The sequence below is a fragment of the Rickettsia canadensis str. McKiel genome, assembly GCF_000014345.1.
In the GTDB taxonomy this organism is placed as follows: domain Bacteria; phylum Pseudomonadota; class Alphaproteobacteria; order Rickettsiales; family Rickettsiaceae; genus Rickettsia; species Rickettsia canadensis.
In genome coordinates this window covers 297,699-322,326 of record NC_009879.1, presented here as the reverse complement: position 1 = coordinate 322,326, position 24,628 = coordinate 297,699, and the positions used below count along the sequence as shown (strand labels likewise).

The window sequence follows — 24,628 nt, the reverse complement described above, 5'->3', positions numbered from 1 at the left end:
TTATGTAAATTATTTTCATGCCAATTAGTACTTCTCTATATAATACTTATTCCTATCTCTCAAATCCAAAACCTTATAATTTTGGTTAAATAACTTGTTAGCTTTATTGAGTGCATCGATATATTTTAACGCTTCTTCAAACTCTTTTTCAGGTAACTTAATACTTATATTACCTTCAAGATTTAAATCCCACCTTCTATCTCCAAGCCTTACAGCGGCTGAAGTTTTATTAATTAATGCCGGATATTTCTGTAGCTCACTTACTAATTTACCTGCATAGATATTTGCCCCTTCCCCTACAACATGTAATAAATGAGGAAAAGGCTGAATATTTTTACTAATTTTGTAACCTTCTTCATCAACCAAGAAAAGCTGATTATTGATTTGCCAAATAGCAATAGGTTCTCTTTCAAATAATTTTATATATACCGTATTTGGTAACCTTCGAGTGACATATACTTCCTTAATCCATTTATTTTTTTTTAAATTATTTCTAATTGCATCTAACTTAAGAGCAAAAATAGGGCTACCACTACTCGCATTTAAAACCTTTAATATTGTAGGTTCATCGACATTTTGCTGTCCTTCAATTATAACATTCTCAAGTTTAAAACCAAGTTTTGTTGTTATTTTATATATATTTGTTGTTAAGTAGGTTTTTACGCCGGCAAAATATTTTGTAAAAACAAATAGACATACAAAAATCATTAAAGCAACCTTAAGCGCTAATATTGCTTTTGTGTACATTAGTCCTAATTTACGGCGTAATGAGATATTATTAGTTTTTTTTGTCTGTTTTTGTTTATTTGAGATTGTTTTTTGTCTCATGATTCAAAGCTTGCCGCCTTTATAATTTCTTCAATTAAGTTAGTAAAATTTATCCCTGCATAAGCTGCAATTTCTGGCACTATTGACAAAGGAGTCATACCTGGGTGAGTATTTATCTCCAAAGCATATAATTTATTTGTTTGATCTTCTAAAAGAAACTCTACTCTAGCAGGACCTTTGCAATTCATTGTTTTATAAATTTTTTCTGATTCTATAAGTAATTTGTCATATAAATTAGTAGGTATTGGAGCAGGACAAAGATGCTCAGCAAATCCTTCAGTATATTTAGTCTCATAATCATAAAAACGATTTTTCAGTAATTTAATCTCTAAAACTCCTAAAGCTTTGCCATTTAATACTGCTACTTGCAACTCTCGCCCTTTTATATATTTCTCTATTATTACCTGATCACCATAAGGAAAATCATAATTGGCAAAGTTAAAATCATCTTCTTCAAATATTACTTCAATACCGATACTTGATCCTTGCGTTATAGGCTTAATTACATATGGTCGTTTCATAGGTTCAATCTTTATATTATCGCTTTTATTTACGACAATACTTTCTGCCATATTAATATTATTTGTTAAAAACCAGCTCCTAGAATATATTTTATCGAATGCTAACGCTGAAGATAACACACCGCTATGAGTATAAGGAATCCGCATTATATTAAGTAATCCTGACAAACAACCGTCTTCACCATATGTACCGTGTAGACAATTAAAAACGATATCAGGCTTTATTTCTTGTAATTTAAATGCAATATCTGCTCCCATATCAATAAAGGTTACTTTATATCCTAATGCAATTAAGGCTTTACTTACCCCTTTGCTTGACACTAAAGATACTTCACGCTCAGCAGACATACCACCTGCTACTAACGCTATATGCTTTTTACCGCTATAGTCAATTGATTTGGACTCACTTACTGCATCGTGTCTCGCTCTCCTATTAGTTATAGACTTCACTCCTCGCTCCTTGTATTCAAGTCGAACAACTATATTACTCAATATTTTAACTTCAGAATGTTCCACCCAATGTATTTGATATTGATGCATATTTTCGCATGGCTCTTATTGTCATTCCCACGGAAGCAGGAATGGACATAGAATGCATGAATGACATCCTAAACATATTTACCGATTCGTTTTATTTCCCAGTTTAATTTAACACCGCTATCTTCAAATACATTTTGCCTAACAAAATTCCCTAAATCTTCTAAATCCTTAGCAGTAGCATCACCGTTATTTATCATAAAATTACAATGAAGTTCTGACACCGAAGCACCACCTATTCTATAGCCTCTAAGTCCTGCTTTGTCAATAAGCTGCCACGATTTAAGCCCCCCCTCAGGATTTGCAAAAGTACTACCACCTGTACGTTCCTTAATAGGTTGCGTCCGTGATCTCGTAGCATTTATTTCATTCATCCGTAATAATATATTTTCACTGTCGCCTTTATTTACTTTAAAAATGGCTTTGAGAATAATTAAATTCTTTGGTAAATTATTACTACGATATTTAAAACCGATTTCTTCGTTAGTAAATGTTAGAAAGTTTCCTGCAAAGTCGATCGCTTCAATTCTAACTATAATATCCTTAAATTCAGAGCCGTAAGCACCGGCATTCATAGCAGCACCACCACCAATAGTACCAGGAATACCTACTAAAAACTCAAAACCGGAAATAGCATTTGCTTGACAAAATTTTGCTAAATTATAATTAAGACAGCTGCTGCCCACTACTAAATGATTATCATCTATAAAATCAATATTACTAAAACTCTGACCAAGCTTTATTGTAACGCCTTCTATACCGCCGTCTCTTATAATAATGTTTGAGCCTGCACCAAAAGTAGTTATAGGTAATTTTTGCTTATTTTGTCTCAAGAAACTTGCTAAATCTTCGCTATCAAAAGGTTTAAAGAAAATTTCGGCATTACCACCTACTTTAAACCATGTCAAATGTTTTAAATTATAATCTTTTTTATACTCGCCTTTTACTATCGGTAACGTCATCATAAATTACCAAATTTTTTTGGTAACTCATTTGCAAAACTTGAAATATTACCTGCTCCCATCATAATGATCACATCACCGGAAACTGCATTATCTATAATAACTCCAACCGCATCATCTAGTGTGGCTAGAAAATTGGCTTGATCGTGATACTTATTCTTAGTAATCTTATCAACTAAACTTTGTCCTGTTATTCCTTCTATAGGGTTTTCACCTGCAGCATATATATCGGTAATATAGAGTATATCGGCATCAGCGAAGCAAAGCATAAAATCATCAAATAAATGCTGCATTCTTGAATATCTGTGAGGCTGGAAAATAGCAATAACTTTACCATTTTGTTTATTTGCTATATTTTTAGCCGTAGCAAGCGTTGCTTTAATTTCTTCAGGGTGATGAGCATAATCATCGATAATTGAAGCCATATTATATTCAGCTACCTTAGTAAACCTCCTCTTCACCCCTTTAAAATTATTAAAGCCATTTTTAATAGCTTTAATACCAAAATCTAATTCTATCCCAACAGCAATTGCAGCAAGGCTATTTAAAATATTATGTCTTCCAGGTATTGGAATAGTAATTTTTTCAATAATCGTTGTACCTAGCACATTTGGTAAACTAATTTTTACGTCAAAAGTAGAGGATGCAATATCAGTGTTAATATTAAATGCTATAATATGAGCATCAGCCGAATCAATGCCATAAGTAACAATCTTCCTTTCGGTAATATCATCTACTAACTTACGAACTATTTTATGATCGATACAGCAAACTGCAAAACCATAAAACGGCAAATTGATAATAAAGCTTCTAAAAGCACTAATTAATGTTGCAAAATCTTTATAATAATCTAAATGTTCAGGATCAATATTAGTTATTATCGCAATAGTTGATGGGATATGAATAAATGTCGCATCGGACTCATCGGCCTCCGCAATTAAATAATTACTTGAACCAAGATATGCATTAGTAGATCTGTTATTTATAATTCCACCGTTAATAACCGTGGGACATAAGCCTGCTGCCTCAAATAAACAAGCAACTAGAGAAGTAGTAGTGGTTTTACCGTGCGATCCCGAAACTGCTACGGAACATTTTAATCTCATAAGTTCAGCCAACATTTCCGCACGTCTAATAATCGGAATTTTACGTTCTAATGCTTCTTGTATTTCAGGATTATCTGGATTAATTGCCGATGAAATAACAACATATGAAACATTGGTAATGTTTTGTGGAACATGTCCTAAAAATATTTTAATGCCGTATGACTCAAGCCTTTTAGTATTATAATTTTCTACTAAATCAGAACCTTGTACTTTATAACCTAGATTATGTAATATCTCGGCAATACCGCTCATTCCAACGCCACCGATACCTATAAAATGTATAGTTTCTAAGGTTTGATTAATTTTTTTTAATTCAAGTAACAGCATCTAAGTTTAATCATTTAAAGTTGAGTTTTGCATATAGATTTTTATGGATGTTGTCAAGGGTTATAATTCATGTCATTGCAAGCGAACAAAGAGAGCGTCGCAATCTAAGGACTTTGGCAAGAGATTACTTTATCAAAACTATGTTTTTCCTTACAATCTATATTCCCGACTCTGTAGGAATGACATCCACCCTATCAAACTTTGCTTCAGAATAGAAATTCCCTTGTAACCCACCAACTTTTAGATCAATTAAAAATTTAGCTATTTCTCCGTTTTCTACGAATTCAGCTACCGTTGCAATACCTAAATCTTCTGAAATTCTAATTAATCTTTCTACAAAATACCTACTTTGTACGTCACTTGTAATACTACGTACATATTTACTGTCAATTTTGATAATATCAATAGGTAAGCTTTGGAGTTGTTTAAAAGAAGTAAAACCTGAACCAAAGTCATCTAATGCAAATTTACATCCATACTGACGTAGCTTATTAATAAACAAAATTATTTTATCATAATGCTCATTGAAAGAAGTTTCCGTAATTTCAATAATTAAGCGATCTCGAACATTATAAGCTTTTAATAAGTTTTCTGCTATTTCCCATAAAGCTTCATCGATTGTTCCTATATTTGAAATATTAACAGCTAATATTAAGTTTGGGTTTTGGGCAAGTTCATTAACAGTCATATCTAAAACAATTTGATCAATTATAAAAATTAATCCTTTATTTTCAGCAATAGGAATTATAGGACCTACGGAAATATAAACACCATTCTCATCAGGTATACGAAGCAGACATTCATAATATTGAATTTTCATAGTACTGCGATCTATTATAGGTTGGTAAGCAAATCGCATAGTCTTGTTTGCTAAGGCTTGTCGTAGTAAGTTAAGCTGAAGGTTAGATTTTCGTATATTTCCCAAATCATGTGCTGTGCTGCTATATTCACGGTAATAATAATTATTATTTTGTGCAAGTAACATATTTAATGTTTTTTCAATTTCTTTAGCATTATTACTTACTTTTGGAAATTTAATACTAGCAATACAACAATTCATATAAATTGCCGGCTTCTGTTCATTAATATAAAGCTGCGAAAATAAGTATAATTTTCTAGCAAAATTTTTAATTAAGTTAGAATCAATAGTATTTAGGATAAATAATATTCTATCTTGCTTTATTTTCTTAAACTTTGACAAAATATTAAGTTCTGCGCTTACATTTTCAATGATTTGAGCTAAATCTTTAATTATAAAGTATTTATCTTGCTCTATAAATTCTATTTCATCATAATTAACTAATCTACAAGCAAAACATACACCTTTTTCCAATTTATCTATCTCATCTTGTAAATCTTTATAATCCGTTATTAATTCCGACATTGCCATTTTTATCATAAAATTATATACTTAAGAATAGTAGGATATTTTTACTGTAAATGAAATAAAAAATAAAAATATGAGCCGCATAGAAAGGATACAAGCGAAATTAAGTGTGTTAAAACCATATTTTCAAGAAATAATAGATGAAAGCTATAAACATACGAGTCACTATGATGGAATCCACAGCCATATAAAAATAAGAATTTCTGCAAAAATTTTACAGGGGAAAAGCCTAATTGCTAATCATCGCACTATTAATAACTTACTTGTCGATGAATTTAATAACGGTCTACATGCGTTATCTATAGAGGTACTATGATGAAAACAAACGATATTATAAAAGTTGCAGTAGGAGCTAGCAGCGTAGCACAAAAAGCTTTAAATAGTATAGTGGATAAAAGCTGCAGCATAATTGAGGATAAAATACTTAAAGGTCACTACGTCACTCGCGAAGAATTTGAAAAATTACAAATTTTAGTAATAAAACTAAAAAAAGAATTAGCAGAATTAACGGGTAAATAATAAGAAGTTAATATTTTTAAGTACATAAAAAGTTTCGCGGGAATATGTACCCTGTAATGATGTGGCATTTGCTACATTTTTACCTTATCAATATCTATCAGAACTTTTAACCTCCAAAGCATTCGCTATGCGAAATATGATCTACCCATCACCTCACCTACTACTCTAGTTGATACTCAAGCCTCGCCTACGTATATAATTGGAAATATTACTGATTATATTTCATTCTTGAGCCCATAATTTTAAGGTATTAGTACTTATAGGTTTCATTGTATGGTAGAGATACAATAATTCTTTACTGTAATAATTTTTCCCAAAAGATCATTCTAGCAGGAGGGTTAATACTATCTACATCAAATAATGGACCTATAGATAAATCATTATAATATTTTACATGATTTTTTGACTATGAGAATTCTGTGAGGATCAAGTATATAAGTATATATTTTATAGCAGCAAATGCACTATCATCGCTAACAATATATATAATCATAATTTTTATATCTTTTGATCAGTTCTAATTGATACTATTGCTGACATGCCTGGCACTAAATTGGCATTTGGGGATTCAAAATCTATTAAAACAGGTACACGTTGTACTATCTTAGTAAAATTACCGGCAGCATTATCGGGTGGGATTAAACTAAATTTAGAACCGGTAGCAGGAGCAATATTACGAATCTTCCCGTAAATTACTTTTTTAGGCAAAGCATCAAACTCAATTTTTACTTTCATACCGGACTTAAATTTCTTAATTTGCGTTTCCTTAAAATTAGCTTGAATATACATAGTATTATCTTGAACTATAGAGAACAAGACTCTTCCAGGTAATATATAATTTCCGATTGCTAAACTACTATTACCGAATATACCCGATACCATAGCAATAAGTTTAGTACTTTGTAAGCTTCTTAAGGTAACTTTTTTATTTTCTGTTAATTCTTTGAATTTTTCTTTTGCTGCAGATTTCTCAAGATCTAAAAGAGCAACATTTTGTTTAGATATATCTAAATCTAATTGTGCTTGTTTATAAGCTGTTTTTGCTTTTTGATAATTATTTCTAGCATCATCTAATGTTTTAGAGCTAGCCAATTTTGCCTTATTTAATTCCTGCACCCTAGTAAAATCCGTTGTAGCAATATCAAAGCTTATTTTAGTAAGCTTTAATTTTTCAGCCGCTTGTTCCAAGCTAATCCGCCCTATTGAGGTTTTTTGTTCTATAATTTCTATATTTTTTTTGCAAGCTTCAATAGATGCTTCAAGTGCTGCAAGCTTTGCTTTATAATCTCTATCATCAATTTCACCTATCAGATCACCTTTATTAACTTTAGTATTATTAGTGACAAATAACTTTATTAAAACACCACTAACTTCAGCACTAACGTTTGAAATATCTGCATCTATGTAAGCATTATCCGTGGATTGTGTATTTGCCCAAACATAAATTCTATATCCAAAATAAATAAATATTACTAAGGCTATAATAATTACATATTTAGTAAATGGATGATGTGTATATTTGTTGATAGCGTGTTGTAATACCCTCAGCATTTAATTTGACCAATATCCTCTATGTTTAAAAAAATAACAAATTGGTATAGAAAGAATATATATAACTGCAATTAACGGCATTGAATACCATGGATATATGATAAGATTTATAATAACAATAGCAACTAAAATCATTGCAAGCGATAAATACTCAGGTTTAATACTTAAATTTTTTGTTGAGATTGTAGGAAGCCTACTAGCAAGTAGCAAAGCTATAATAGCCAAGTATATATTAATTGTTATAGTGTGAGTACGAGTATTGATATTTAATAACGTACCGATTTCAAAATCTATCATTACAGGCGTTAAAGCAAGTAAAGCACCGCATGGAGCAGGTAAACCGGTAAAAAAATATTCAGTTTTTTTATCTTGTGTCGGTTGATAAATACCAACGTTAAAGCGAGCTAAACGCAACGCCATACACACTATAAATAATAGCATAACTGCTGATGACAATACCTTATACTCATATTGTTGAAAAGACCATAAATATATTAAATAAGCAGGAGCAATACCGAAATTAGCAAAATCGCATAATGAATCAAGCTCTGCACCAAATGGACTAGCTGCATTTAGCATCCTTGCTATTCTACCATCGATACCGTCAATAATTGCCGCTACTATAATGCAATATACCGCAAGTTCCCATCTACTATCCAAAGCAAATTTTATAGAACTCATACCGGTTACAAGACCAAGCAACGTAATAAAGTTGGGAATTAATTTTATTATAGGTACAGGCTTAGTTATTATAGATTTTCGAATTTTTAACAATTTTATACTCAAAATGTATTTTAATAAATATACGTCTTTTACTTCATGCCTGTGAAAACAGGAATCCAGATAAAAATAACCTTAATTGAAAAATTGCATATTTGATAAAACAAACATATACAAAACTTGTTTTTTATATGTTCTACTAGATTCCTGCATCTACCGGAATGTAATATTCTAGACGCTCATATAGCAGTGGATCAAACCTGACTACACGTAAAAATATCTACTTCCTCTTAAACTTGAATTGTGCTGTTTTTTTACGTCCAAAATCAGCAATGATAGTTTCACCGCCTATAGTGGTCTGCCCCTTACTCACTAATAAAGCTGTTTTCAACGGTAGATAAACATCTACTCTACTACCAAAACGAATTATACCGTACCGCTCACCTGTTTTAACTTCATTCCCCTCTTCTAAATCACAAATTATACGCCTTGCTATAAGTCCAGCTATTTGAACAAAAATAATTTTCTGCCCTTGATCAGTTTCCATTAATACTGATTGACGTTCATTATAAATACTAGCTTTATCAAGTGAAGCATTAAAAAACTTTCCTGGATTATAATGAAGAGCTAAAATTTTTCCGTTTGCTGGAATTCTATTAACATGTACATTAAAAATATTTAGAAAAATACTAACTCTAATCATTGCCACATCACCAAGCCCTAATTCCGGCGGAGGCAAGGCTTCCTTAATTTCTTGAATTACTCCATCTGCAGGACTTATGACCAAATCATCATTTATAGGCACATATCGATCGGGATTACGAAAGAAGTAAATACACCACGCAGTAGCAATAAACCCAATACAGCCAAGTTTTGTATTAAATGATGCTAATAAAAAACTTACTAATGCAAAACTAGCAATAAAGATATATCCTTCGCGGTGAATAATTTTAAATAAATCATTATAGTGTTTCATTTTAATCTCTATGAATCTCCTTATTATTTAACTATGCCTGCTCTGCTTTATCTTCTTGGTTCTCATTCTTGTCTTCATATTCTTCTTGAGTTTGGACTTCTTGAGCAGTACCAAGAGCATATACGCATAAATCCGACAGTGGAACACCATTTTTTTTGGCAAGATCATTTAGCTGTGATATTGCTTTCATAACCTCATCAGGAATAGTACCGCCTCGTTCCTCAGATAACCATTTTGCTTGAAATTGTAGCGGATGATGCCCTTCTTGCGGCGTACCTATATAAAATTTAAACTTGGATCTTTGTCCACCAAAATCACAGTCAAATTCAAACTGTTTATAATGTGCCATAACTTTATGCATAATAATTATATAGTAATATTATTATATTCTAACAATAAAAATGCAAATCTAAAATAATTTCTTATCTAATATTTTTTAAGTTTCTTAGCAAGATAGCGATTTGAATATATAAATTTATTGCTAGAATCTATAATTATACCGCCTGCTTCCTTAATAAGAAGCTCAAATGCATAATATAATGTAAAATTTAATAATGATAAACATATCAAATCAGCTTTACCTGACGCTACAAGCGTAGCTGCATAGCAAGGAGAACCAAAAGATCTAATATTATCTATCTCCTCCCCCAAATTATTACGATTTAAATCTTCAATAATTGCTAAACAGTTCTTTAAATCGGCATTATCAGAAACTCTAAGTCTTAATCTTTGATAATGAGAGTTTAAATTATTTTTTTCTATCCAAGCTCCTTTACCTTTTTCAGCATAATAAATTTCATTAAGAGCGGGAAAATATATTACTGTAGAAATAGGAGTTAAAACTCCTTGATTCCTTTTTAAATAAGTGACAGATATTGCAAAAAAAGGTATGCTTCTAACGAAATTATTTAAGCTATCTATAGGGTTCATTAAAAAAACACTATCATAATTATTATTTAAATCGAATTTATCTTCTGAAAAAAATAAATATTTTGTATGTTTTTGTAATTCTTCACATAATAAAGTTTTCAATTTTAAATAAGATCGCTTGCAAAATTCCTCATTTCTTACAGCATTTTTTTGTAGCATTTCGAGTTCTAAAAAATCCCTATGCAAAAACTTAACTGCTTTACGCAGGGCATTAATTAATAAATTAGTTATAGGCTGCATTTAATTAATATTAAAGTAAATGAACAGTATACGAAGCTCAACTTTAAAAAGAGCAATAAGTTCAAAGTCATCGGAACGCAGTATATACTTAATATAGTTCGTACCGTAGCTCTTGTAGAACGACAACGCCATTTTTTTTAAGTAGTATACTTATTTTGCTCTTTCGACATATGTCATATCATCAGTTTTGACAACAATTTTTTCCCCTATTTCTAAATATTGCGGTACTTTAACTTTAATACCGTTTGTTAAAATTGCCGGTTTATAAGAAGCGGTAGCCGTTGCTCCCTTTATTACCGGATCAGTTTCACTAATCTCAATTATAACGGTTGGAGGAAGCTCAATATTTAAAGGTTTTTCATTATAAAACTCGACTTTAACAATCATATTTTCAGCTAAGAAAGGTAATTTTTCTTCTAAAATTTCCTTGGGCACATTTATTTGATCAAAATGTTTTATATCCATCAATACTAAATCGTTACCTTCAAAATATAAAAATTGATAATCTTTTTGTTCAAGTTCGGCTTTTTCTAAATAATCGGAAGAACTGAATCTTTCGTTACGCTTTGTCCCTGTTTTTAAATTTTTCATCTCAACTTGTACATAAGCTCCACCTTTTCCAGGTTGCGTATGTTCCGGCGTTCTGCTTACAACCCATAAATCATTACTATACACTAATATGTTACCTGTTCTAATTGAATTTGCTGAAATTTTCATATATTATACATGTTAAGACTTAAAATAAAGTATAAATATACAAATTTTTTCCTTTAAAAACAAGAATTTAATCTTATGACCACAATATTAGTAGTAGACGATATAGAAACTAATATCAAGTTACTAACAGCTAAACTTTTAAAAGAGTATTATACGGTTCTTACTGCAAATAGCGGCAAAGAAGCATTAGCAATTCTTACAAAGGAAAAAATTGATATTATACTACTTGATGTTATGATGTCGGAAATGGATGGATTTGAGGTATGTAAAAGGATAAAAACCAATCTGGAAACTACTCATATACCAGTTGTAATGGTAACTGCACTTTCCGATATTGATGATCGAGTTAAAGGTCTTGAAGCAGGAGCTGATGAGTTTTTAACAAAGCCGATTAATGATACTGCTTTATTTGTAAGGCTTAAATCGTTATACAGAATGAAAAGCTTAATTGATGAATTAAAACTTCGTAATAGCACTAATGCATTATTAGGTGTCACAAATATTGAAATGCATGACACTTTTGCAGATAAAAAAATATTACTCATTAATGATGATGTAGTACAAGCAAAAAATATAAGGCAAATGTTACTTAAGATTACCGCAAGTATAAAGGTGATCAGTAATTCCGATGAATTAGATATTATAAATGAATATACACCTGATTTAGTAATTATCAGTAGTACACTCGAAAATGACGATCCTTTAAGAATCAGTGTTATTTTAAGACGTAAAGCAAAAATAAGCGGAGTGGTAATAATTTTACAAATTGATGAAGACGGTATGCCTTTAGTTGTGAAAGGTGTTGAACTCGGCATTAATGATTACTTTGTTTATCCTATAGAGGAAAGTGAATTGCTTGCTAGAATTAGAACACAATTAAGGCGTAAGCAGTATCAAGATAATTTACGTAATTATCTTGAACAAAGTGTTAATTTAGCAGCTAAAGACTGCTTAACCGGCTTATTTAATCGTCGCTATTTCGATATACACCTCAAACAAATGATTGAGAAAGCTAATAAAGAAAGTATTAAATTATATTTACTTATGTGTGATATCGATAATTTTAAATATGTAAACGATACTTATGGTCACCAAGCAGGCGATAAGATTTTAACAATTGTATCCCGTATTTTGAAGAATAATCTCAGAGTAACAGATTTAATAGCAAGATTTGGCGGTGAAGAATTTACTATACTCTTAACGGATATAGATATTTCTAAAGCAATTGAAACTGCGGAGAGAGTGAGAGTTAAAATAGAGTATATGGATTTTCACATTGAAGATCAAATAGAACCTTTAAAAAAAACTATTTCAATTGGAGTTACGGAATATAAAAAAGAAGAATCAATAGAATCTTTCATTGCACGTGCTGACAACGCTATGTATGAAGCTAAAAGAACAGGTAAAAATAAAGTAGTAAAATTATAATTGATTTTTTAAAGTAAAAAAATAATGAGAAATGCTTCTAAAAAACATCTTGATTTACCATATAGACCAGGAGTCGGCATGATGATATTAAATGCTGATAACCATATATTCGTCGGTAAAAGAATAGATACAAAAATATCTGCATGGCAAATGCCGCAAGGTGGTATAGTGCCCGGCGAAACTCCAAGTATTGCAGCAATGCGTGAGATGCTCGAAGAAATAGGGAGTGATAAAGGATATATTATTGCCGAAAGCAAATGCTGGTATAGTTATGATTTACCAAGTTTTTTAATACCTAAATTGTGGAATGGTAATTTTCGTGGACAGAAACAACGCTGGTTTCTAATTAGATTTACCGGAAATAACGAAGATATTAATATCAATACCTCTAATCCGGAATTTGACCAATGGCGTTGGGCATCACTTAACGAGCTATTATCTATTATAATTCCTTTCAAACGGAAACTTTATCAAGCCGTCGTAAAAGAATTTGACTCATTAATTCAGTAAGAGTTTTATATACTTAATTATTCAGAGCCTCTTGATCCTCTATTTGAAACCTAGACATACATTATGCTGATCACTATTTTGTTGATCAGCATTTATAATGAGGTATCTGTATCATTGCCTAAAATATAAATACAAGCACACTCATTTTGTACCTCTAGACAAAACTAATATCGCAACTAGATTCAACCATATAATATTATTGATTCTTTATTTATAATAAAATTACTTAGGAAGTAATTTGTGGTGGGTTCAGTTTCCCAATTAACCTTATCAATGTGATCTTACAGCATTAAAAACCACGAATTTATATCTTCAAATGTAAATTTGAGTTCTTTAACCAATCCACATAAAATATATTTTTTCAGCAATATGTACAAAGTATGATCAGTATGCTCATCTCAAAAGAGGTATTCGAAAAAGTTTTAAATGCATGGAATATACCTTTGGTAAAAACTTAATATGATAATTTGGCATAATGTTACTTTTATGTTTATAATAAGTATAGCTTATTATTAAGATTATTAATTCTTATAATTCAATAACTTAATAAGAAACCATCATTTAGCTGCTCATCCTTTGCTATTATTATTTTCACTTAAATAATTAACTATTACAGCCCAAAAACAATTAGATTTTACTTTCTATTTTTGCAGCCAATATAAAATCGTTTTCCGTAAGACCATTAATTTTATGAGTCCATATTTCAACATTGCATACTCCCCAAGATATATTTAGATTCGGATGATGTACTTCCTGTTCTGCAATTGCAGCTATCTTATTTGCAAAGTCCAGAGCTTTTACAAAGTTAGGAAATTTATATTTCTTATAAAGATGTCCTAATTCATTTACTTGCCATTCATTTTGTAATTCAGCTAATAATTTATCAATTTCTTTTTTCTCAAGTGGTGGAACTCCACCCTCACACGGAATACATTTTTTTTCACTTAATACTGTCATAGTTTTTTATTCTATATTAAAGTTAAAATATTAATCTTTATAATGTTCATCTTCAAGTATATAATGCTACTACTCAATTTGACATGCTTTAAAATTATGTTTTTATATTTCAGAATGTAATGTTTTGCTTTGCTAAATATTGCTTATCAACTAATTTATTATCATGATGTGAAGCTGCATAAAATAGGTCAACATGTCTGCTATTAAATAGGATATAACACGCTCGTCTTTCAACTTTCTCTTAATGACTTTAGATAACTTCTATGCCAAAGTTTTTTATTAATAAATCTACTGTACTACATTCATTATATGCACTGGATCTTTCAGCTATATAAGCCTAATGTAAAACATTTAGACTTATCTATATATGAATAAAAGTTTTTCTTATTTTTTTGATCAATATTATCTTTGGTCCATCTTTAAAAGTGTTCTACAGCTTTTTGTGGTCTATATGCATCATATATAATTAAGTGAATAATCATCGCAGCGTCTATGGTTAAAATTGCTTCCGGTGCTTTATAACCCTCTACCTTTTTACCAACAAAATTTTCATCTGCATAATAACACATACTTTGGATAATTGTAGGGTCGATATCTTTTAGATACATAAACCCTTTAGGTAATGATCTGACATATATCAGACTATAAATATAAAAATTAAAGTTTTAAAATCAATGTCATAAAATGCTAGACTCTGTGAAAGTTTCTAATTGATTTGTTATTTTGATATATTTGTTATTTTGATATATTTTTTAATGAAAATTAAATCTTGTTAGAAACCTCCAAAGAGCTTAATTAAAATATTTATACATTTATCTTATACAAAAATTTATTAAAAAACTAGAACTTTCAAAAAGATGAATGAATGGTAGCGAGGGAGGGATTTGAACCCCCGACACACGGATTATGATTCCGTCGCTCTAACCAACTGAGCTACCCCGCCAGGGGAGAAATAATATATTGTTAACAGATATTGCGCTAACTAAAGTTGTTGCAAAAGCGGGAGTGATTATTAGAGCCATGCAACAATGGCAAATACCTTAAATTTTATCTTAACGTTTAGAGAATTGTGTTTTCTTACGTGCTTTACGCTGTCCGTATTTCTTACGCTCTACTACTCTAGAATCACGTGTTAAAAGACCGCCTTTACGCAACATAGCATGAAAATCCGGAGCAGATTTATCTAGAGCTTTAGAAATCCCATGTAAAATAGCTCCTTTTTGTCCTGAAATTCCTCCACCTCTAACGGTACAAATTACATCATACTGATCAATAGTTTTTGTTAAAACAAAAGGTTGTAAGATTGTTTTCACATAAGTTTCAGAAGAAAAATACTGGTCGATTGTTTTTTTATTAACAACTATTTTTCCTTTTCCTACTTTAAGCCATACTCGTGCTATAGCATTTTTTCTTTTCCCTGTAGCATAAAACTTACTTGCACTATCTATTTTTTCTCTAGGTGCTTTTACTGTTAGCTTCTTAGAAGTTAGAACTGCTGTAGTTAATGGCTTGTCTGTCTTAATCTTTAACTTTGTCATAGGTAATTACTTTTATTTTTTGGATTTTGGCTTGCAAAATCATAAATAACAGGCTCCTGTCCTACATGAGGATGATCACTATTTGCATAAACATACAAATTACTCATTTGCTTAGCACCTAAAGCATTTCTTGTAATCATTCGTTTTACAGCCATTTTAATCACTCTCTCAGGGTGTTTACCGGCTAAGATTTTACCTGCCGTAGTATTTTTAATACCCCCTGGAAATCCTGTATGTCTGTAATATATTTTGCCGTCTTTAGTATTTGCTTTTTTACCTGTTAATTTTACATGCGCTGCATTTATTATGATTATATTATCACCACAATCTAAATGAGGAGTAAAGCTAGGTTTATGCTTACCGCGTAGCATATTAGCAACTCTGCTAGCGAGTCGTCCGAGTACAATATTTTTTGCGTCTATAACCCACCATTTCTTTTCAATTTCCGATGGTTTTGCAGAATAAGTTTTCACAATAGTATCTTTTAATTTTAATTTTTTAAATAAAGACTTAAGCAACATACTTAATAGCATTAACACCTGCCATTTGTCAAGTGAAATATAATCTATTTACTTCCGAATATGATATTTCTCTCAGTAGAGAAATATAGATGATTATTTGTACTTAAACCATAATAACGAATATTCTTTATAATTTTGCCGATATGAGGCATTATGTTTAATTCATTATTATCCAAGTCAAAACTATATAAAACACCGTTAATGGAAATAACATTTAAACTTCGCTTATTGTTATTATCAACTCCAATGAAAGGTGCTAAAAAAGTAGCAGATTTTAGTTTCTTAGGATCTTTCCTGTCATTTAAATCAGCTACAAACTTTACCTTCCCTGTTTCAGGATTAAAGGCTGCTATTTGTCTTGCATTATTTGTGACAAATAGACTATTACCGATTAAAGACATTGATTGGATACCCTCTGCATTTACATGCCAAATCACACTGCCAGTTGCTGTACTAAGTTTAATAAGCTTACCAAGACCGGTTGCTATATATAAATTCATATTATCATGAACGGGTGCACACAAAATACTTGATTCGTCAAAATTTGGTATAGCTATATGATCGCTAAGATTTGCAAAGTCAAAATTCCATCTTACTTCACCGTTTTTTATATTTAAGGCTAGTACTTGCCCAGAATTATAAGTTACTATTACATTGTCATGTTGTACTATCGGCCTCATAAAATAACTAGCCGATAAAACTTCTGCAAGGCTTTCATGCTCCCATACAGTTTTTAAAGTTTCTGCATTTAAAGCGATTGTTTGATTACTGATAGTTTGCACTAAGACAGTATTATCATTTAACATAACAGGCTTCATTCTAATAATATCCGGAAGTTCTTTTCTAATTATTTCATAACCTGATTTTGCATCTAGTACTACTAACAATCTTGAACCGTATGTTACGTATAACTTTCCGTTATAATGTAAAATTCCACCGCCTATATAATTATCTTTTTTATGTCTACTTAAATTATAAGACCAAATAATCTTATTTTTCTCTATAGAAAATGCAGAAATATTTGATCTAACATCCAATGCATAAATAATATTACCTATAAAAACCGGCTCGGTAATTGTTTTGCTTGTAGTGACACTATACTGTTTATTCTTAAGCATATTTACATTAAACGCATATATATTTGCATTAGAATCTAAATATATCGGCTCATTAGTTTGTATTGATAATTTAGGCGTCAGTTCAACAATATTTTTTACCCTTTGCGGTCCAAGCCCGTTACATGAAATTAAAATCCACGGTAATAACAGAAGTGCTATTTTTTTTGTCATATCTTTCCTTAAGTACGAATTATTATTTATTTAAATTTACGAGTAGAGCCTTAGCCTGATCTTTTAACAAATCAGATACATTATTTGAAATTAATAAATTTTTTAGATTTTTTTCTACTTGCAGTGTCATATTATTCTTAATATCCCACATAGCTTTCATAATAGTTGCTGTAGCCCAAAAAGGTTTTTTCTCATCATCAAAATAGTTTAAATATTTTGTCAATTTTGCTTTATCTTGAATATCTAGATTTTGATCATCAATGGCAAGGGCACACCATGCAATACGTGCATAAGAAGTAGAAATCTCAGAATATTCTTTATTTGCAATAATTTTATTAAGCAGATCTTTCACTTCTGAATATTTTTTTTCCGAAATCTTTATAGCTACTTGTTCTAATGCAGCTATTTCTTTTATTCTAGTATTACTATTCGTAACTAAATTCTCTAAAGTATTAAAAGCTAATTCTTTATTATCTTTTATAATTTCCAAACCAACGGTTTTAACAAGAATATCTCCGTTTTTTTGGTTATTTTTAATTCTTTTATCTTTATTATTATTAATAACAACCATTATAGTAATAACTATTATAGAAATGATTATTATTATAGGTAAAAGCTTTTTGAAAAAAATTAACCTTTTTACTTCATTTTGATCACTTAATACTTCGTTTAAAATATCAGTCATATTTTATTATTTTTATTTATTTTTACAGCCAAATTTGATCTTAGCATCTTCTGTCATTTTCTTTAATGCGACCGTTCTATTAGTTGGAAATTCCCTATCAAGCTTAGCAAGCATATTACATGCTTCCTGAGTTTTTTTTAGTTCACCTAAGGACAGTGCTAACTTTAATAACCCATCGGAAGATTTTGCCCCTTTCGGTGACTCTTTATAGCCTTTTAAATAGTTAACCGCTGCTCCGTTATAATCTTTTTGTTTAAAAAAGCATTCCCCGTACCAAAAATAAGCATTACTAATTAACGAACTGTTAGTATATTTTTTGATAAAATCTTTAAATTTATCTTGTGCTTCAGTAAGCTTATTATCTTTATAAGCAGCTAGAGCTAAATCATAAGCTTGCTTATCGGGAGCTATATCCTGATTAACCGTAATGGGTTTTTTAGAAGCAGTATCATCAGGCATATCTCTTAGCAAAACTACATCAAAAACATCTTGGCTTTTTGAATTATTATCTTCTGAAATTTCAGTATTTTCTTCTTGATTCGGAATATTTGAGTTTTGTGTTAACAAATCAATTTTATGCTGTAAAACCTCAACTTCACCAATTAATCTTCTGATTTCTTTTTCCTGTTCATCTAGCCTATTTTCAAAATCATTATTTACTACATATTTTAAAGGCTTTCCTTTTATAGTTTCGCTTTCTCCAAAGGACACTATAGAAAATAAAAAAGTAAATAATAAGATAATCAGTCTCATATATTGTTTAAAAATTTATAACTTATTCTTATAATACCGAAAATTTTTTAATATTCTACATAATTTTTTGGCATTGCCTAATAACTATAGATTTCATCATGAGCTACGCGACTAAAAGGAGTCTAGCAATCCAAAAACATAACAAAAAAAATACTACGAATTAGCATGTTTTTCTTCCTTGTTTTGTCAACACTTATAGTTTTTCCTCGCAATGACGTAGAATTTTAAAGCTATCAACTCTTATTTTACAATGCCTATATTTCAATACTATCGTCATATGTAAAAGTTATTGTTACGGTGGTACCTTTATTTATCTTACTTTGCAAATCAAATTTACCTTTCATAAGTTCAACCAGCTTTTTAGTAAGCGGCAACCCAAGACCGGTGCCCTCATATTTTCGACTAAGCTCACTATCAATTTGACCAAACACTGACAAAGTTTTTGGAATATCTTTTTCCTCAATACCGATGCCAGTATCTATAACTTTTATATATACTAATTTTGCTAACTCGTCTTTTTTAAGTGCAATAGTAACACTTCCTCCAGAATTTGTAAATTTCACAGCATTTGATAAAAGATTTAATAATACTTGTTTTAGCCTTTTTGGATCAGCCTTTATAACAACATGCTCTTTCGGTAATTTACTAATTAAAGCTACTTCGGCTTGATCGGCACGAGACTTAACAAGTGCCAGTGAAGAACTAATTAATTTATTTAAATCAAGATCCATACTATCTACTTTTAATTTATCGGCAGAAGCTTTAGACAGATCTAAAATATCATTAATCATACTAAGTAAATGTTTACCGGCATCATTTATATCTTTAATATAATTCTTACTTTTTTCTGCATCCCTTTCTGACATAAGAATTTCCGAAAAACCTATTATAGAATTAAGTGGTGTACGCAACTCATGACTAATATTAGCAAAAAACTTTGTATTTGAAGAGCTGGTTCTTTCTAATTTTACTATTTGAGCTTTTAAATTTCTATTTGTTTCAAGCTGCTCCTCAATAATTTGTCTAGCATAGTTAGTATTACTAATAATAATAGTACAGAATATTATAAAAATAATAATAAAAGTTATAAAAACCTTTTGCTCAAGAGATGTTATATTTTTCCACTGGTTGGTAATATTAGTATTAATCTCAAATACTGCATTTACAGGGTAATCTAAATTATTATCTATAACAGGGATATAGCTAGTAACAAAAGAAGCTTCTTCCACTGTTAAGTCACTCTCATTTTCTATTATTACCCTTGGTAATAATATATGACTTGCAATACCTTCAAAAGCATCTTGAAGCGGAGCTTTTGAAGTAAAAGACTTTAAAAAAAATTTATCGATTTTTGCGGTAACCATCTCAACCAAACTATCATCTTTATAGTTTTCTACACTATACATATGTAACATATTACTAGTGATGAATTTATTACCTTTAAGATCGTAGATAGAAATATTAATATTAAGGTTGGTGAACCATTGAGCGGTAATCTTTACAAAATCAATAAACTCTTGATCTTGTAATAATTTTAAATAACCGAATTTATGTAATTTACTGATTACGTTCTTATGAGTATTCCAAATATTATCAGTGTAAAGTTTTACAATTTGAGTATGTTCCAAAGCTACGTGTTTTACTATCATTTCTTTTATCATAAAATAACGGTAAAACATCATATTTATGACAATATTAAGAAACAATATAATGAATGATAATCTTACTATATACTTATTATGATTCATTACAAGACCTAGTAGTTTTTTAGCTCAACACCGATATCACCCTGTAGCTTTGGCCCCTATACAAACGTTTAGGATATCATGCCCCAGGTAGACCGGGGGGGAATCCAGTAAAACCTACAAAAACTTGTTTTTTAGGTTTATTTTGTTAATATAATTTTATATTAAGGTTTTTTCCGCCTGCCTACACGTGTATGACATAGGGGATGATCCATACAACAAAGTGGGAATAACAGAGAATGATATTACTCTTTGTCCTTATCTTCTTGTTTAATATCGCTTGTTTCCAACTTCTTATTAATAATTAACCCTGTAATTACATCATAAGCACGAGCAAATTGATAATCTTTTTTGTATAATTCCGATAATTCATTCTCTTCTTGTTTATTATTTTTAGTTTTTGTTTCTTTTTTACTATCTTTGTTTTTAGATGAATGATCTTTATTTTTTTCATTATCATTCTTTAAGTAATTTTTTAAAGAACTCTCTGAAAAACGCTTATCTATTTTTTTTACCTCAGGATATTCGACTTTTGCCGGCTCAATTATAATATCAGGCTCTATTCCTTCTGCTTGAATAGAACGACCACTTGGGGTGTAATATTTAGATATGGTGAGTTTTACGGCAGCCCTAGAATTGATTTGTGTTAAAGACTGAACTGATCCTTTGCCGAAAGACTTAGTACCAAGTATTATTGCTCTTTTATGATCTTGCAAAGCTCCAGCAACTATTTCCGAGGCAGAGGCAGAATTACCGTTTATTAAAACTATCATAGGTACTTTGGGAGCTTTTAACGAAAACTCATTTGCTTTAATTTCGCTATTACTTGATGCAGTTCTACCTTTTGTTGTTACAATTACACCGGAATCAATAAAATAATCACTAACGGCAATAGCTTGATCGAGTATACCTCCAGCATTATTGCGTAAATCAAGAATAATACCTCTAAGGTTATCTTTACTTTCAATTTTCAACTTCTTTACCGCCGCTTTTAGCTCAGAAATTGTTGACTCATTAAAAGTAGTTATACGTATATACGCAATATTATTTTTTTCTAAATGTGCTTTGATCGGCTTGATTTTTACTATTTCACGAGTAAGTTCTATTTCTTGCGGTTTTGCCTCTTCTTCCTTAATTATCAACAATTTAACCTTAGTACCGGCTGTACCACGCATTTCTTTTATAGCTTTATGAGGACCGAGTGTAGAGACTAATTCGTCATTTACGCCTACTATATAATCCCCACCTTTAAGCCCTGCTTTGAAAGCCGGTAAATCGTCAATAGGAGATATTATCTTAATTACTCCACTATCATACATTATTTCAACACCGATTCCGCCGAATTCACCTTTTGTAAAAGTAAAAATATCTTCTAAATCCTCATCGGTATAATAGCTTGAATGAGGATCAAGCGAATTTAACATACCGTTAATTGCTGCATCTATCATTTTTTGCCTATCGGGTATCTGTACGTAATCCTTTTCTATACGTTCAAATACGTTTTGAAATTGCTTATAAGCTTCCTGATTCGATATTTTATTTTCAGGTTCTTTTTCTTCTTCTGCAAATGTACAAATAGAATTTATACTAAACCATAGTGTTATAATTAAACGTAATAACATAATACTCCAAATATGTGTTTAATTTTGTGTTTTTAACGTCATTGAGAAAGATGCATCAGCAATGTGTGAATAAAATTCTTCAATGTCATCCCACGAGTTGATCATGGGATCTTGTATCACAAACTGCTAAGACCCTGATGGTCTCAAGCCACGTAGTGACATTTTTCTTCAAATATCTAAATCATTGATAATTTTGTCCATTTTAACTAAAGCTTGTTCATAAATAAATTGAAATCTTTTTTCCGGCTTTTTACCCATTAAATCATCTACTATTTTATCGACATTTTGGAAATCTTCTAAAGTCACCTTTAAAAGCGATCTTTTTTCAGGATGCATAGTAGTTTCTTTTAATTGAGCAGGCATCATTTCACCGAGCCCTTTAAATCTACCGACTTCAATTTGAGCTTTACTTGTTTTGGATAATTTATCCGTTAACCTAGCTTTTTCCTCTTCATCAGCTGCATAATAAGTTTTATTAGATTGTGTTAAGCGATAAAGCGGAGGTTTCGCTAAATATAAATGCCCCTTTTCTACCAATTTCGGCATTCGTAAAAAAAAGAAAGTCATTAATAACGAAGCTATATGGGCTCCGTCTACATCTGCATCAGTCATAATAATTATTTTTTCATAACGCAAATTTTCTTCTTTATAATTTTTTAAACTACCGCAAGCAAGTGCTATTTCTAAATCCTGTATTGCTTGATTATTAACGATTTTTTCAAGCCTAGAACTCGCAACATTTAGCACCTTTCCCCATAATGGTAACACTGCCTGTGTTTCTCTATTACGTGCTTGTTTTGCAGATCCTCCGGCCGAATCACCTTCCACGATAAATAATTCCGTTCCTTCAGGTGATGTTCGTGTGCAATCGGCAAGTTTACCGGGTAAACGTAATTTTTGAGTAGCATTTTTACGAGAAATATTTTTTGTGTTTTTCTTACTTATTCTAAATTCAGCAATAGCAATTACATGTTCAAGAAGATTAGTAGCTAAAGCTTTATTACTACTAAGAAAGTGGTCAAAATGATCTTTTATTATATTCTCAACAGGCTTACTTACACCCTGTGATACTAATTTTTCCTTAGTTTGCCCTTGAAAAGATGGTTCAGATATAAAAATAGAAAGTACGACGCTTGCGGTTTCTAAAATATCCTCAATGGTCAGATTAGCAGCTTTTTTATTCCCTATCATTTCACCATATGTTTTAAGCCCACGCAAAATAGCCGACTTAAGCCCTTGCTCATGTGTTCCTCCCTGTGGAGTTGGAACAGTATTACAGTAAGATTGAATAAATGCCGAGTTATCGTTATTTTGCCAGCAGATTGCCCATTCAAGTATTACCCCATCCGGCTTAGACTCTATATTGCCTGAAAAAATTTCCTGAGTAATTAAATTATCGAGAGTTATTTTTGAACTTAGATAATCTTTTAAACCATTTGGAAAATTTATTAATGCCTTTTTAGGTATATCTGACGACACTTCTACTTCGCATTCCCATTCTATAGTAACACCGCGATATAAATAAGCTTTTGACCTTGCCAGCTCATAAATCTTTTTAGGATTAAAATGTAATTTTTCACCAAAAATTTCTGGATCGGGAGTGAAATTTATTGATGTACCTCTTAGCCTTTTAGGCGCTTCTTCACATATTAAACCAGTTAACTTTTCTCCTTTAGAGTAACTTTGACTGTATAATTTACCTTGTTTATAAACCTTTACATCTAAATGTTTAGATAAAGCATTAACTACCGATATTCCAACACCGTGTAAACCACCTGCAGTATGATAAACATTATTTGAGAATTTACCGCCCGAATGAAGAGTAGTTAAAATTACCTCTAAAGCAGATTTATCAGGAAATTTAGGATGATTATCAATAGGGATACCACGACCGTTATCAAATATAGTAATACTATGATCCTGATGCATTTTTATCGTGATAATACTTGCATAACCTGCAACTGCTTCATCCATAGCATTATCCAGCACCTCAGATACTAAATGATGCATAGCACTTGAATCGATGCCGCCAATATACATCCCCGGTCTTTTACGAACAGGCTCAAGCCCCTCTAATACTTCAATATCTTTTGCACTATAGCTATTATTAACTAGCTTAATTTTTTTTTCTTTGTTAAAGCTGAATAAATCATGCATATATCAAGGGAGGTAATTAATTATTTTTTGTCCTAAATTAAACTATTTAATATAGAAAAGCAATTATGCTTTGCAAGAATTATTTGAATTATGATCTTGATA

At 30.8% G+C, this 24,628-nt stretch carries 25 protein-coding genes, 1 tRNA gene and 1 pseudogene; 4 read left to right on the top strand and 23 right to left on the bottom strand.

What is annotated here, in order from left to right:
• Positions 1-24 precede the first annotated feature (24 nt).
• From A1E_RS01335 to A1E_RS01315, 5 genes are all read right to left on the bottom strand, one after another.
• Complete coding sequence (locus tag A1E_RS01335; protein ID WP_012148431.1) at positions 25-828, bottom strand: cell division protein FtsQ/DivIB; 804 nt, start codon at positions 826-828, stop codon at positions 25-27.
• Complete coding sequence (locus tag A1E_RS01330) at positions 825-1,889, bottom strand: D-alanine--D-alanine ligase (protein WP_012148430.1); 1,065 nt, start codon at positions 1,887-1,889, stop codon at positions 825-827. Before A1E_RS01330 ends, A1E_RS01335 begins: the two co-directional genes overlap by 4 nt.
• 68 nt (positions 1,890-1,957) lie before the next feature.
• Positions 1,958-2,851, bottom strand: coding sequence for a UDP-N-acetylmuramate dehydrogenase (murB, locus tag A1E_RS01325; RefSeq protein WP_012148429.1), 894 nt, complete (start codon positions 2,849-2,851; stop codon positions 1,958-1,960).
• Positions 2,848-4,281 carry a UDP-N-acetylmuramate--L-alanine ligase gene (gene murC / locus A1E_RS01320; RefSeq protein WP_012148428.1) on the bottom strand — a complete coding sequence of 478 codons (1,434 nt, stop codon included), beginning with the start codon at positions 4,279-4,281 and terminating at the stop codon, positions 2,848-2,850. Before murC ends, murB begins: the two co-directional genes overlap by 4 nt.
• A 157-nt stretch (positions 4,282-4,438) precedes the next feature.
• Positions 4,439-5,680: an EAL domain-containing protein gene (locus tag A1E_RS01315; RefSeq protein ID WP_012148427.1), complete on the bottom strand. Its 1,242-nt coding sequence runs from the start codon at positions 5,678-5,680 to the stop codon at positions 4,439-4,441.
• 61 nt (positions 5,681-5,741) lie between these two features.
• On the opposite strand from A1E_RS01315, the gene A1E_RS01310 reads away from it, so the two are divergent.
• Complete coding sequence (locus A1E_RS01310; protein WP_012148426.1) at positions 5,742-5,984, top strand: BolA family protein; 243 nt, start codon at positions 5,742-5,744, stop codon at positions 5,982-5,984.
• Positions 5,984-6,187, top strand: coding sequence for a hypothetical protein (locus tag A1E_RS01305; protein WP_012148425.1), 204 nt, complete (start codon positions 5,984-5,986; stop codon positions 6,185-6,187). The genes A1E_RS01310 and A1E_RS01305 overlap by 1 nt, the downstream gene beginning before the upstream one ends.
• A gap of 498 nt (positions 6,188-6,685) precedes the next feature.
• On the opposite strand, the gene A1E_RS01300 is transcribed toward A1E_RS01305, so the two are convergent.
• The 6 genes from A1E_RS01300 to efp all read right to left on the bottom strand — a co-directional run bounded on the left by A1E_RS01300 (position 6,686) and on the right by efp (position 11,321).
• On the bottom strand, positions 6,686-7,738 hold the full coding sequence (locus A1E_RS01300; protein ID WP_012148424.1) for an HlyD family secretion protein: 1,053 nt from the start codon (positions 7,736-7,738) through the stop codon (positions 6,686-6,688).
• On the bottom strand, positions 7,739-8,512 hold the full coding sequence (locus A1E_RS01295) for a CDP-alcohol phosphatidyltransferase family protein (RefSeq protein WP_012148423.1): 774 nt from the start codon (positions 8,510-8,512) through the stop codon (positions 7,739-7,741).
• A gap of 226 nt (positions 8,513-8,738) precedes the next feature.
• Positions 8,739-9,434 carry a phosphatidylserine decarboxylase gene (locus A1E_RS01290; protein WP_012148422.1) on the bottom strand — a complete coding sequence of 232 codons (696 nt, stop codon included), beginning with the start codon at positions 9,432-9,434 and terminating at the stop codon, positions 8,739-8,741.
• A 31-nt stretch (positions 9,435-9,465) separates the two neighbouring features.
• A complete protein-coding gene (locus tag A1E_RS01285; protein ID WP_041405266.1) occupies positions 9,466-9,783 on the bottom strand; it encodes a DUF2610 domain-containing protein in 318 nt (105 codons plus the stop codon).
• Positions 9,784-9,860: 77 nt separating this feature from the next.
• Entirely contained in the window at positions 9,861-10,604 is a 744-nt protein-coding gene (locus tag A1E_RS01280; protein WP_012148420.1) for an inositol monophosphatase family protein, read from the bottom strand.
• A gap of 150 nt (positions 10,605-10,754) precedes the next feature.
• Positions 10,755-11,321, bottom strand: coding sequence for an elongation factor P (gene efp / locus A1E_RS01275; protein ID WP_012148419.1), 567 nt, complete (start codon positions 11,319-11,321; stop codon positions 10,755-10,757).
• A 75-nt stretch (positions 11,322-11,396) separates the two neighbouring features.
• Here efp and A1E_RS01270 point away from each other — a divergent pair, with 75 nt between their 5' ends.
• Both A1E_RS01270 and A1E_RS01265 read left to right on the top strand, forming a co-directional pair.
• Positions 11,397-12,749 (top strand): PleD family two-component system response regulator, encoded by a 1,353-nt coding sequence (locus tag A1E_RS01270; protein WP_012148418.1) that lies wholly within the window; start codon positions 11,397-11,399, stop codon positions 12,747-12,749.
• Between the two features lie 24 nt (positions 12,750-12,773).
• Positions 12,774-13,259 (top strand): RNA pyrophosphohydrolase, encoded by a 486-nt coding sequence (locus A1E_RS01265; RefSeq protein ID WP_012148417.1) that lies wholly within the window; start codon positions 12,774-12,776, stop codon positions 13,257-13,259.
• 281 nt (positions 13,260-13,540) lie between these two features.
• On the opposite strand, the pseudogene A1E_RS07410 reads toward A1E_RS01265, so the two are convergent.
• The 12 genes and pseudogenes from A1E_RS07410 to parE form a co-directional block, all read right to left on the bottom strand.
• A pseudogene (locus A1E_RS07410) lies at positions 13,541-13,733 on the bottom strand (hypothetical protein).
• A gap of 153 nt (positions 13,734-13,886) precedes the next feature.
• On the bottom strand, positions 13,887-14,216 hold the full coding sequence (locus A1E_RS01260; protein ID WP_012148416.1) for a 4a-hydroxytetrahydrobiopterin dehydratase: 330 nt from the start codon (positions 14,214-14,216) through the stop codon (positions 13,887-13,889).
• Between the two features lie 419 nt (positions 14,217-14,635).
• Entirely contained in the window at positions 14,636-14,824 is a 189-nt protein-coding gene (locus A1E_RS01255) for a M15 family metallopeptidase domain-containing protein (protein ID WP_012148415.1), read from the bottom strand.
• 258 nt (positions 14,825-15,082) lie between these two features.
• Positions 15,083-15,159: transfer RNA gene (locus tag A1E_RS01250), tRNA-Met, on the bottom strand.
• A gap of 109 nt (positions 15,160-15,268) precedes the next feature.
• Positions 15,269-15,754 (bottom strand): 30S ribosomal protein S9, encoded by a 486-nt coding sequence (gene rpsI / locus A1E_RS01245; protein ID WP_012148414.1) that lies wholly within the window; start codon positions 15,752-15,754, stop codon positions 15,269-15,271.
• The gene (rplM, locus tag A1E_RS01240; protein WP_012148413.1) at positions 15,751-16,227 is read right to left on the bottom strand and encodes a 50S ribosomal protein L13; all 477 of its coding nucleotides are present in this window, start codon (positions 16,225-16,227) and stop codon (positions 15,751-15,753) included. The genes rpsI and rplM overlap by 4 nt, the downstream gene beginning before the upstream one ends.
• A gap of 92 nt (positions 16,228-16,319) precedes the next feature.
• Entirely contained in the window at positions 16,320-17,564 is a 1,245-nt protein-coding gene (locus A1E_RS01235) for an outer membrane protein assembly factor BamB family protein (protein WP_012148412.1), read from the bottom strand.
• A gap of 22 nt (positions 17,565-17,586) precedes the next feature.
• On the bottom strand, positions 17,587-18,249 hold the full coding sequence (locus A1E_RS01230; RefSeq protein ID WP_012148411.1) for a DUF2659 family protein: 663 nt from the start codon (positions 18,247-18,249) through the stop codon (positions 17,587-17,589).
• A gap of 12 nt (positions 18,250-18,261) precedes the next feature.
• Complete coding sequence (gene ybgF / locus A1E_RS01225) at positions 18,262-19,002, bottom strand: tol-pal system protein YbgF (protein ID WP_012148410.1); 741 nt, start codon at positions 19,000-19,002, stop codon at positions 18,262-18,264.
• Between the two features lie 254 nt (positions 19,003-19,256).
• Positions 19,257-20,750, bottom strand: coding sequence for a sensor histidine kinase (locus A1E_RS01220; RefSeq protein ID WP_012148409.1), 1,494 nt, complete (start codon positions 20,748-20,750; stop codon positions 19,257-19,259).
• A gap of 242 nt (positions 20,751-20,992) precedes the next feature.
• Entirely contained in the window at positions 20,993-22,369 is a 1,377-nt protein-coding gene (locus tag A1E_RS01215) for a S41 family peptidase (protein ID WP_012148408.1), read from the bottom strand.
• 168 nt (positions 22,370-22,537) lie between these two features.
• A complete protein-coding gene (parE, locus tag A1E_RS01210) occupies positions 22,538-24,526 on the bottom strand; it encodes a DNA topoisomerase IV subunit B (RefSeq protein WP_012148407.1) in 1,989 nt (662 codons plus the stop codon).
• Positions 24,527-24,628: the final 102 nt, after the last annotated feature.

What these genes read in the sequence shown, in the direction of transcription:
- A1E_RS01230 (WP_012148411.1), bottom strand. Translation starts at nt 18,249, where the DNA reads ATGACTGATATTTTAAACGAAGTATTAAGTGATCAAAATGAAGTAAAA.
- A1E_RS01335 (WP_012148431.1), bottom strand. Translation starts at nt 828, where the DNA reads ATGAGACAAAAAACAATCTCAAATAAACAAAAACAGACAAAAAAAACT.
- A1E_RS01315 (WP_012148427.1), bottom strand. Translation starts at nt 5,680, where the DNA reads ATGATAAAAATGGCAATGTCGGAATTAATAACGGATTATAAAGATTTA.
- murB (WP_012148429.1), bottom strand. Translation starts at nt 2,851, where the DNA reads ATGATGACGTTACCGATAGTAAAAGGCGAGTATAAAAAAGATTATAAT.
- A1E_RS01235 (WP_012148412.1), bottom strand. Translation starts at nt 17,564, where the DNA reads ATGACAAAAAAAATAGCACTTCTGTTATTACCGTGGATTTTAATTTCA.
- ybgF (WP_012148410.1), bottom strand. Translation starts at nt 19,002, where the DNA reads ATGAGACTGATTATCTTATTATTTACTTTTTTATTTTCTATAGTGTCC.
- rpsI (WP_012148414.1), bottom strand. Translation starts at nt 15,754, where the DNA reads ATGACAAAGTTAAAGATTAAGACAGACAAGCCATTAACTACAGCAGTT.
- A1E_RS01310 (WP_012148426.1), top strand. Translation starts at nt 5,742, where the DNA reads ATGAGCCGCATAGAAAGGATACAAGCGAAATTAAGTGTGTTAAAACCA.
- A1E_RS01305 (WP_012148425.1), top strand. Translation starts at nt 5,984, where the DNA reads ATGAAAACAAACGATATTATAAAAGTTGCAGTAGGAGCTAGCAGCGTA.
- A1E_RS01300 (WP_012148424.1), bottom strand. Translation starts at nt 7,738, where the DNA reads ATGCTGAGGGTATTACAACACGCTATCAACAAATATACACATCATCCA.
- A1E_RS01220 (WP_012148409.1), bottom strand. Translation starts at nt 20,750, where the DNA reads ATGAATCATAATAAGTATATAGTAAGATTATCATTCATTATATTGTTT.
- A1E_RS01215 (WP_012148408.1), bottom strand. Translation starts at nt 22,369, where the DNA reads ATGTTATTACGTTTAATTATAACACTATGGTTTAGTATAAATTCTATT.
- A1E_RS01280 (WP_012148420.1), bottom strand. Translation starts at nt 10,604, where the DNA reads ATGCAGCCTATAACTAATTTATTAATTAATGCCCTGCGTAAAGCAGTT.
- A1E_RS01260 (WP_012148416.1), bottom strand. Translation starts at nt 14,216, where the DNA reads ATGACAGTATTAAGTGAAAAAAAATGTATTCCGTGTGAGGGTGGAGTT.
- A1E_RS01330 (WP_012148430.1), bottom strand. Translation starts at nt 1,889, where the DNA reads ATGCATCAATATCAAATACATTGGGTGGAACATTCTGAAGTTAAAATA.
- efp (WP_012148419.1), bottom strand. Translation starts at nt 11,321, where the DNA reads ATGAAAATTTCAGCAAATTCAATTAGAACAGGTAACATATTAGTGTAT.
- A1E_RS01270 (WP_012148418.1), top strand. Translation starts at nt 11,397, where the DNA reads ATGACCACAATATTAGTAGTAGACGATATAGAAACTAATATCAAGTTA.
- A1E_RS01265 (WP_012148417.1), top strand. Translation starts at nt 12,774, where the DNA reads ATGAGAAATGCTTCTAAAAAACATCTTGATTTACCATATAGACCAGGA.
- A1E_RS01290 (WP_012148422.1), bottom strand. Translation starts at nt 9,434, where the DNA reads ATGAAACACTATAATGATTTATTTAAAATTATTCACCGCGAAGGATAT.
- parE (WP_012148407.1), bottom strand. Translation starts at nt 24,526, where the DNA reads ATGCATGATTTATTCAGCTTTAACAAAGAAAAAAAAATTAAGCTAGTT.
- murC (WP_012148428.1), bottom strand. Translation starts at nt 4,281, where the DNA reads ATGCTGTTACTTGAATTAAAAAAAATTAATCAAACCTTAGAAACTATA.
- A1E_RS01285 (WP_041405266.1), bottom strand. Translation starts at nt 9,783, where the DNA reads ATGGCACATTATAAACAGTTTGAATTTGACTGTGATTTTGGTGGACAA.
- A1E_RS01255 (WP_012148415.1), bottom strand. Translation starts at nt 14,824, where the DNA reads ATGTATCTAAAAGATATCGACCCTACAATTATCCAAAGTATGTGTTAT.